2 protein-coding genes are annotated in these 2,957 nt (G+C 63.4%); both read right to left on the bottom strand.

Features of this window, described 5'->3' with window-relative positions; all coding sequences use genetic code 11:
• Positions 1 to 228: 228 nt before the first annotated feature.
• Positions 229 to 687 (bottom strand): hypothetical protein, encoded by a 459-nt coding sequence (locus VLT15_08065; protein HSR45170.1) that lies wholly within the window; start codon positions 685 to 687, stop codon positions 229 to 231.
• A gap of 533 nt (positions 688 to 1,220) precedes the next feature.
• A complete protein-coding gene (locus tag VLT15_08060) occupies positions 1,221 to 2,588 on the bottom strand; it encodes an FAD-binding oxidoreductase (GenBank protein ID HSR45169.1) in 1,368 nt (455 codons plus the stop codon).
• Between the last annotated feature and the right edge of the window lie 369 nt (positions 2,589 to 2,957).

Below are 2,957 nucleotides of genomic sequence, written 5' to 3'. Positions count from 1 at the left end.
GCGGACCTACCGGTGATCCAGCCCACACAGTACTGGCTGGGCGTGAATCTCAAGTCCGCCCGAGCGCTGGGCATCAAGGTCCCTTCGGCAGTCCTGCTGCGCGCCGACCAGGTGATCGAATAGCTGTTCGGCACTTCCGCCATTGGCCGAGAGTGTGAGTCAGTCCACTGGCAGCCTCTCGAACCAAAACCCCACCGAACCGCTATCGTCGGCCCTCGCAACGGCGTCCTAGGGGGACTCAAACTCTGCGGGAAGCACGAGACCCGGCCGTTCGTCGTCCCATGCCATGGCACTCATCTTCCAGCCGGCAGGCGTATTGACGAACTGTGTGCTGATCATTCCGCGCGCTTGGAAGGGGGTTCCGTTCTGGGTTCCGGACTTCGAGTAAGAGCTGAAGCGGTGAGCGACGTTGCCGAAGATTTCAGTGACGGCCGCGATCTCCGCTTCGTGAAACTGCGTGAGTTGCCCGGTATCCACCAGGACCTGACGCGGACGAATGAACTCGGTCACCGAAGAGATCTCTGGCGTCGGACCGACGTTTCTGATCAGCAGGCCTGACTCGATGAAGAGGCGATGGATGTCGGCGTAGCAAGGCTTCGCTCCTGGCGCAAAGGACACCGCGCGGAAGAAGGCGTCGGTCAGATCCTTCAACTCGGACAAGACCGCGCTGGGAGATTTGGCATTCATAGTTCGCTCTCAAACCGAAGCAGCGATGCTGCAAGTATCTATCTTGGACACCTAAGGCTGGAGCGCTGCGTTTCGGCACGGCGGCCGAGCCACGTTTGCTTGCGTCTGCTGTGGGCAAAGCGAGCGACCATCCAAGCGTAGGTCCGCTCCTGGCCGGTCTCGTCCTTTGGCGGTCCGCTTCGTGGCAGTACCTGTTGCAGTCGCTTCGGCGCGCTGGCAGGTCGGTAGCAACACCTTTGTGCAGGCGGTCGCGCCGACGGTCGACTCTCGGGCGTGAACACGACGGGGAACAACCGGCCAGGACCGGGCATTCGACGCCGCGGGGAAAGGTGTGCGTCCGTGTGGTCCCTACGCCGTCAGACGTTCGCCACCGGCAGTCCCGCCTCGAGGGCATCGTGCTCCCCCGGGAGAGATACCCCCGGGAGACCCGATGGGAGGAAGCGGTTAAAGCTAGTGACGGATGGGCGCCGAACGTCGCCTGCCGGACCGAGCCGCAACCCCCGAGAGAGGCATAGACCCAGCGCCCATTCGTTCTACGGCCAGATGTTCTGGTTTACGTGGAACACGTTGTCGGGGTCGTACTTCCGCTTGAGCTCGACGAGTCGCTGATAATTTGCACCGTAATTCGCTGCGACTCGGTTCTGGTCGTCCCCGTCCAGGAAGTTCACGTAACCGCCCTCCTGCGAATGGGGAGCGATGGCCGCGGAGTAGTCGCGGACCCACTTCACGTTGGCCTCGTCTGCGCCCGGGTCGTCCCATGCGGAGACAATGACCATGGAGAAGTTCTCCTCACGGTGGCCAAACGCCGTCGCGTCCGAAGCCATCCGGTGGCACGCGCCGTCGATCGGATACAGGTGCATCGTGGAGCTCACTGTGGGAGCCTTCGGTCCGTTCGCCACGTGGACGGCGATTGCCTCATCTGTGAGCGCCCGGACGTAGTTGCCCTTCCAGTACTGCCGGATCCCCTTCGGGAAGAGCCCGTCGAACGCCATGTTGATCGCCGGGAAGGGGATCGGGCCGACCATCTCCGCCTTCACCTCCGCGACGTCGTGGAAAGGCTTGAACTGAGCCGGGCCCTGGTCCAGCGGACCGGCCCAGCACGCCACGATCGCCACGAACATGTCGCCGTGCCGGTTCTCGGGGATGAACGGGAGCGGGGGGGCGATCTGGAAGGCGGGAAAGCCTCCCATCTGTTCGGGAGCGTTCTTGATGTACTCCCGGTAGAAGCGCAGGATGTTCGCCGTTTCCTCGATCTCGTAGAACATCGGGCCCCAGTACACGTCCTTCACGGGGTGAAGCCGATATTCGAACGAGGTCACCACGCCGAAGTTTCCGCCGCCGCCCCGGATCGCCCAGAACAGGTCCGCGTTCTCGTTCTCGCTGGCGATCAGGAACCGACCGTCGGCGGTGACCACGTCCGCCGAGAGCAGGTTGTCGCATGAGAGACCGAAGCCGCGAGAGAGGTAGCCGATGCCCCCGCCGAGGGTGAGCCCCGCGATTCCAGTCGTGGAGATGATGCCGCCGGGCGTCGTGAGACCGAACGGGTACGTCGCGGTATAGAAGTCGCCCCAAGTCACGCCCGCATCGGCGCGGGCGGTCATCCGCACCGGATCGACCCGGACCGTACGCATCCGCGAGAAGTCGATGACCACCCCGTCGTCGACGGTTCCGAACCCGGGAGCGCTGTGCCCGCCGCCCCGGATCGCGAGGTCGAGATCGTTCTCGCGGCTGTAGGCCACGGTCGCCATCACGTCTCCCGCGTTCGCCACGCGAACGATCGCGGCGGGGCGTCGGTTGCTCATGCCGTTGTGGACGGCGCGGGCTTCGTCGTACGAACCGTCGCCCGGGGCGACGATCTCACCGCGTACACGCTCGCCAAGTTGTTTTAGCGTCATGGCCATGGGCGTCTCCTTTTCATTGAGCCCGATACGGATAGGAATTCAAACATCCCTTTGGGCAAAGGTCACTCTATTGCCAACGCTGCCGGCGCGTCAACCGTTGGCGGCTCGCGCAAAAGGGGATTGCGTATACACCTTTGATGCCTCGGTGATGAAGGCGATGAATCGTTCGTAAAACCTATGACCGCAACGGGTCGGGAGTTCCAGTTCGCCCTGAGCCCAACCGGTCGTTCGCTGCCGGACTGCGGTCACAGATCGCCGAGTACCCGGTCTCGAAGGTAAAGCGGTTGTACGAGGGGCCGACCGTCGAATGTCCGGTGACGGCCGCTGCCGTCGTTCAGGCCATCGGCTGCGAGTGACTGAGTTCAGTCT

The sequence above is a fragment of the Acidimicrobiia bacterium genome, assembly GCA_035471805.1.
Lineage (GTDB): Bacteria > Actinomycetota > Acidimicrobiia > Spongiisociales > JAHEDJ01 > JAHEDJ01.
Note: the sequence above shows the minus strand (reverse complement) of the source record. Positions and strands in the feature narration are given on the sequence as shown.